The organism is Teichococcus deserti, from assembly GCF_001982615.1.
GTDB classification, from domain to species: Bacteria; Pseudomonadota; Alphaproteobacteria; order Acetobacterales; family Acetobacteraceae; genus Pseudoroseomonas; species Pseudoroseomonas deserti.
Window position 1 is genome coordinate 1 of the sequence record NZ_MLCO01000503.1, and the last position, 6116, is coordinate 6116.

The following is a 6116-nucleotide window of genomic DNA, read 5'->3' on the forward strand; positions in this document are numbered from 1 at the left end:
GCCCCCGCCGGGCCCAGGCCGCGGGCCGGCGGGGGCGGGCCGCCCGGGGCCGGCGCCAGCATTTCCGACGGCGGCAGGCCGGGCGCCTGGCCGGGATCGGCCGGCAGGGCGGGGTCGTTCGGCAGGTTGCCCTCGCCCGGCGCCATCGGCCGCACCGGCGGCGCGCTGGCCAGCCGCGGCGGGGTCGGCGGGTTCAGCGGGATCGGCGTCTCGCCCTGCCCGCCCGAGGGCGGCGGCGGCACCGGGCGGCCAGGGATGACCGGTTCGCGCGACTGGCCACGCGCCTCGGCCAGCGCCGCCGAGAGCGCCTCGCGGGCCGAAGCCGCGCCGCGCGGCGGCTGTGGCGGCACCGAGGCCAGGTTGGGGTATTCGCCGTCGGTGCCCGGCGGCAGCGGCCGGCCCTGCAGCGGCTCGCCGAAGGCGTTGTTCCAGAATTCGCGGGGCCCCTCCGCCGGCGAGCCGACGCAGCCGCCCAGCAGCGGGGCGGCGAGCAGCGGCAGCACGGCCAGCGCGGCGATCCGGCTGGCGGCACGCACCTGGCGGCCCGGCCCGGTCATCTGCTGCATCGCAATCGGCCCCTTCCCCTGCGGCGCCGACCTTCGGGCACCCCCGGGGGGCTTAGCCCGAAAGCGGGGGGGCGGAAAGTGCGGCGGCGCGGGCCTGGCCGCGACCGCGCAGGAGATTAACCCAGAAGAATGGCTTTCACGGCGCGGTGCGGCCATGATGCGGGGGGCGCAAGCCCCAAGCGCGGTCAGGAATCGCAGGACACCAGGCGCCCAAGGGGGCGCGGAGGACAGCATGGCTCAGGACGACACCCCCCAGGACCCGGGCGCCTTCCGCCTGCCGGATCCCGCTCTGGTGTCGCGCACCATGGCCGATGTGGCGGAGCGCGGGCAGCGCATCGTCGCCGACTTCCTGAAGCGCCAGGCCGGCGAGGCCGAGGCCACGCCCGGCAGTCCCGACCCCAGCCATATCGGCAGCGCCTTCATGGAGATGACGGCGCGGCTGATGGCCAATCCGGCGCGGCTGGTGCAGGCGCAGCTGGGCTTCTGGCAGGACTATCTGACGCTGTGGCAGAACACCGCGCGGCGCATGTGGGGCGACGGCGACATCCCGCCGGTGATCGCCGAGGACCCGAAGGACCGCCGCTTCAAGGACGAGGCCTGGCGCGAGAACGAGGTCTTCGACTTCATCAAGCAGTCCTACCTGCTCTCGGCCCGCTACTTCACCAATGTCGCGCATGCCGCCGACGACCTGAACCCGAAGACCGCCCAGAAGGTGGATTTCTACACGCGGCAGTTCGTCGACGCGATGAGCCCGTCGAACTTCCTGATGACCAATCCGGAGGTGCTGCGCCGCACCGCCGAGACCGGCGGCGAGAACCTGCTGCGGGGCCTGCAGAACCTGCTCTCCGACCTGGAGCGCGGCAAGGGCAAGCTGCGCATCCGCATGACCGACGAGAGCAAGTTCCAGATCGGCGAGAACATCGCCGTCTCGCCGGGCAAGGTGGTCTACCAGAATTCGCTGATGCAGCTGATCCAGTACAGCCCGGCGACCGAGACGGTGCTGAAGCGGCCGCTGCTGATCGTGCCGCCCTGGATCAACAAGTTCTACATCCTCGACCTCCGCCCCAAGAACAGTTTCGTCCGTTGGGCGGTGGCGCAGGGGCATACCGTCTTCATGGTCTCCTGGGTGAACCCCGACGAGACGCTCGCGCAGAAAAGCTTCGAGGACTACATGGTCGAGGGCGTCTATGCCGCGCTCGACGCCATCCAGCAGGCGACCGGGGAAAAGGCGGTCAACGCCATCGGCTATTGCCTGGGCGGCACGCTGCTGGCCTCCACGCTTGCGCATATGGCGGCCAAGAAGGACACGCGGATCAAGTCGGCGACCTTCTTCACCACCATGGTCGATTTCGCCGAGGCCGGGGAGCTGTCGGTCTTCATCGACGAGGAGCAGCTGCAGTCGCTCGAGGACCGCATGCAGAAGCGCGGCTACCTGGAGGGGCGGGAGATGGCCGCCACCTTCAACATGCTGCGCGCCAACGACCTGATCTGGTCCTTCGTGGTGCAGAACTACCTGCTCGGGCAGGAACCCTTCCCCTTCGACCTGCTCTACTGGAACGACGACAGCACCCGCATGCCGGCGGCGATGCACAGCTTCTACCTGCGCCGCATGTACCAGCAGAACGACCTGGTGAAGCCGGGCGGGGTGACGCTGGGCGGCGTGCCGCTCGACCTCGGCAGGATCAAGCTGCCGACCTATATCCTCTCGACCCGGGAGGACCATATCGCGCCCTGGAAGAGCACCTATCGCGCGACGCAGATCTACCAGGGGCCGGTGCGCTTCGTCCTCGCCGCCTCGGGACATATCGCCGGCGTCGCCAACCCGCCGGAATCGGGCAAGTACAGCCACTGGGTCTCGGACAGCCAGCCGGCCGAGCCCGATGCTTGGTTCGCCGGCGCCACCGAGCTCGCGGGCTCCTGGTGGCCGGACTGGCACCGCTGGGTCTCCGGGCTGGACAAGGCGCAGGTGCCGGCGCGCATCCCCGGCAGCGGCGGGCTGCCGGCGCTCGAGGAAGCGCCCGGCAGCTACGTCAAGGTCATCGCGACCGACTGAAAAGGGGGCCGCCAGGCCCCCTTCCCTTTTGATCAGCCCTGCGGCGCCAGCTCCTGCTCGACCAGCGAGGCCCAGAAGGCGATGCCGGTCGGCAGCAGGCGATCGTTGAAGTCGTACTTCACGTGATGGACGGGGAAGGTCTTGTCGTCATCCACCTGGCCGAGGCGGATGAAGCAGCCCGGCACCGTGTTGGCCATGTAGGAAAAATCCTCGCCACCCATGGTGGGGTTGCGCTCGCGGATCAGCATCTCCTCGCCGGAGAGCGCCACCGCGGCCAGCCGGGCGCGCTCCACGGGCGCGTCGCTGTTCACCACGGAAGGATAGCCGCGCTCGTAGTCGATCTCGATGCTGGCGCCATGCGCCTCGGCCGTCGCGGTCGCCACCTGGGTCAGCAGGCGCTGCATGGCGTCGCGGGTGGCCGGCTTCAGGGTGCGGATGGTGCCCTGGATGACGACCTCGTCGGGGATGACGTTGCAGGCGGTGCCGCCATGGATGCTGCAGAGCGAGAGCACCGCCGAATCCAGCGGGTCGACGCGACGGGCGACGACGCTCTGCAGGGCGACGACGACATGGCTGGCCACCAGCACCGGGTCGATCGCCGCATGCGGCCGCGCGGCATGGCCGCCCAGGCCCTTGATGCGGAGCGTCACGGTGTCGGCGGCGGCGTTGGTGATGCCGCGGGTGACGGTGAACTTGCCCAGCGGCATGGCGCTGTCGTTGTGGATGCCGAAGACGGCGTCGCAGGGGAAGCGGGTGAAGAGGCCCTCTTCCACCATCACCCGGCCGCCGCCGCCGGCTTCCTCGGCGGGCTGGAAGATGAAGTGGACGGTGCCGTCGAAGTCGCGGGTTTCCGCGAGGTACCGCGCCGCGCCCAGCAGCATGGTGGTGTGGCCGTCATGGCCGCAGGCATGCATGACGCCGGGGGTCTGGCTGGCATAGTCAAGGCCGGTGGCCTCGGTCATCGGCAAGGCGTCCATGTCGGCGCGCAGGCCGATGGCGCGGGGCGAGTTGCCGCGGCCCTTGCCGCGCAGCGTGCCGACCAGGCCGGTGCCGGCGATGCCGCGGGTCACCTCGATGCCCCAGCTGGCCAGCTTCTCGGCCACGAAGTCGCTGGTCTTGTATTCCTGGAAGGACAGTTCGGGATTGGCGTGCAGGTGGCGGCGCCACCCGGTCGCGTCGCCAGCGATGGTTTCGACGCGGTTGTCGTGTTCGGTCGGCATGGCTCATCCAGCTTTGTGGTGGGCTGAGCCTGTCCCCGTCACCGCGATTGGGCAACCGGTCCGCGTGTGATTTTTATGACGGCGGGGTCCGGGGGGACACTGTCCCCCCGGCGGGGTCCAGGGGCAGCGCCCCTGGCCTTGCTGTGCTTCAGCGCGCCGCCATCGGACGCCGGCGCGGCCCGTCGCCATTGCCGCCGGTCGGCATCGGCCCGCGCGGCGCGCCGTTGCGCGGCGCCCCGCCCGGCGCACCCATCGGCCGGCGCCCGCGCGGCTTCGGCTTCGCCTTCGGCACCACCGAGGCGGCCTCGGCGCGCCCCGCATCGCTGCGGCGGTCCTCGGCCGGGATGCGCATGGCGATCAGCTTCTCGACCGCCTTCAGCTTCGCCACCTCGTCGGGCGCGCAGAAGGCGATGGCCTCGCCCGAGGCGCCGGCGCGCGCGGTGCGGCCGATGCGGTGAACATAGGCCTCAGGGGTGTCCGGCAGGTCGAACTGGAAGACATGGGTCACGCCGTCGACGTCGATGCCGCGGCTGGCGATGTCGGTCGCCACCAGGATCGGCGCGCGGCCGGTGCGGAACTCGGACAGAGCCCGCTCGCGCTGGCCCTGGCTGCGGTCGCCATGGATGGCATGGGCGTTGATGCCCTCGGTGTTCAGGTGCTTCACCACGCGGTCGGCGCCGTGCTTGGTGCGGGCGAAGACCAGGGCGCGGCCGATCGGCAGGTCGCGCAGCATCTCGGTCAGCAGCACGCGCTTCTGGCTGGCGTCGATGTGGATCAGCTTCTGCTCGACGCGCTCGGCGGTCGAGGCCACCGGGGTGACGGAGACGCGGGCCGGGTCCTTCAGCATCTCGTTGGCGATCTTGGCGATCTCGGCCGGCATGGTGGCGCTGAAGAACAGCGTCTGGCGGTTCTTCGACATCAGCCCGGTCAGCTTGCGGATCGCCGGCCAGAAGCCGCGGTCCAGCATCTGGTCGGCCTCGTCCAGCACCAGCACCTCGACGCCCTGCATGCGCGCCGCGCCGTGCTGGACATGGTCGAGCAGCCGGCCCGGGGTCGCCACCAGGATGTCGACGCCGCGCGCCAGGTCGCGGATCTGCGGCTTGGCGCCGACGCCGCCGAAGACGACGGTCGAGGTCAGGCCAAGGAAGCGGCCATAGGAGCGGATGTTGTCATGGATCTGCGAGGCGAGCTCGCGCGTCGGCGACAGGATCAGCGCGCGGAAGCCGCCGCGCGGCGCCGGCGCCTTGCGGTCGGCCAGGTGGTGCAGCAGCGGCAGGGCGAAGGCCGCGGTCTTGCCGGTGCCGGTCTGGGCGATGCCCAGCAGGTCGCGGCCCTGCAGCACCAGCGGGATGGCCTGGGCCTGGATCGGGGTGGGGGTGGAATAGCCCTCGGCCTCAAGCGCGCGCAGCAGCGGTTCGGCCAGGCCGAGGGAAGCGAAATCGGTCATCGAAACATCCAGAATCGGGCGTGCGCCTGAGGCCACGCCGGGGGCGGGTCAGGACGCCCCGCGTGGATGGGTCGTACCGAGGGAAAGCGCCGGGGGCGTAAAGCCCGGGGCCCTGGCCTGGGCGGCCGCTTCGAGAGCGAGCCTACCGTTCACGCGACCAGGGCGCGCCGGAATCGCCACGTGTTCCGCAGGATGCCGACGGCGCTCATATGCGCGTCCGCCTGGCATTCCGCAAGTGCGAAGAGACCGGCGAGCCCTGCGGCCTCAGCGCACCCGCAGCGCGAAAAGCGCGGCGAAGGCGGCGAGGCTGAGCGCGATGACGGCGACGAGCCCGGCCCCGGCCCCATAGCCCTCCAGCAGCAGGCCGAAGGCCAGCGGTGCCCCCGCCTGCAGCAGCCGCGCCGGGGCCGAGAGCAGCCCCTGGCGCTGGCCGAAGCCCACCGGCCCGAAGACCGCCAGCGGCAGGGTGCCGCGGGCGATGGTGTGCAGCCCGTTGCCGGCGCCATAGAGCAGGGTGAAGGCGATCGCCGCCGGCCCGCCCAGCAGGATCAGCGCGACCGTGCCCAGCCCCTGCATCACGCAGGCGAAGCGCGAGGTCCAGAGCGGGTGCAGATTGCCCAGCAGGCCGAATTGCAGCAGCCGCGCCCCCACCTGGGCGGGCCCGGTCAGCGAGGCCGCCAGCAGCGCCAGCTCCGGCGAGGCGCCGGCCGCGGCCAGCAGCGCCGGCTGGTGCGCGGCGATCGCGGCGGTGACGATGCCGGTCGCGGCGAAGACGAAGCCGATCACCCACATGGCATGGGCGGGCGCCGGCGCCCGCCCATGCCATGTGG

The 6116-nt window shown here is 71.5% G+C and carries 4 protein-coding genes and 1 pseudogene; 1 reads left to right on the plus strand and 4 read right to left on the minus strand.

Translation table 11 applies throughout. From position 1 onward, the window contains the following. Nucleotides 1–566: pseudogene (locus tag BKE38_RS31135) on the minus strand (hypothetical protein); the annotation flags it as partial. A gap of 232 nt (nt 567–798) precedes the next feature. On the opposite strand from BKE38_RS31135, the gene BKE38_RS29510 reads away from it, so the two are divergent. Then, nucleotides 799–2619 carry a PHA/PHB synthase family protein gene (locus tag BKE38_RS29510; RefSeq protein ID WP_076960649.1) on the plus strand — a complete coding sequence of 607 codons (1821 nt, stop codon included), beginning with the start codon at nt 799–801 and terminating at the stop codon, nt 2617–2619. A 32-nt stretch (nt 2620–2651) separates the two neighbouring features. Here the strand turns inward: BKE38_RS29510 and BKE38_RS29515 are convergent, their stop codons facing one another. The 3 genes from BKE38_RS29515 to BKE38_RS32640 form a co-directional block, all read right to left on the minus strand. Beyond that, a complete protein-coding gene (locus BKE38_RS29515) occupies nt 2652–3839 on the minus strand; it encodes a M20 aminoacylase family protein (protein ID WP_076960650.1) in 1188 nt (395 codons plus the stop codon). 148 nt (nt 3840–3987) lie between these two features. Then, entirely contained in the window at nt 3988–5286 is a 1299-nt protein-coding gene (locus BKE38_RS29520) for a DEAD/DEAH box helicase (protein ID WP_076960651.1), read from the minus strand. A gap of 264 nt (nt 5287–5550) precedes the next feature. Then, on the minus strand, nt 5551–6116 hold a 566-nt coding region (locus BKE38_RS32640), incomplete at its 5' end, for an MFS transporter (RefSeq protein ID WP_165694327.1).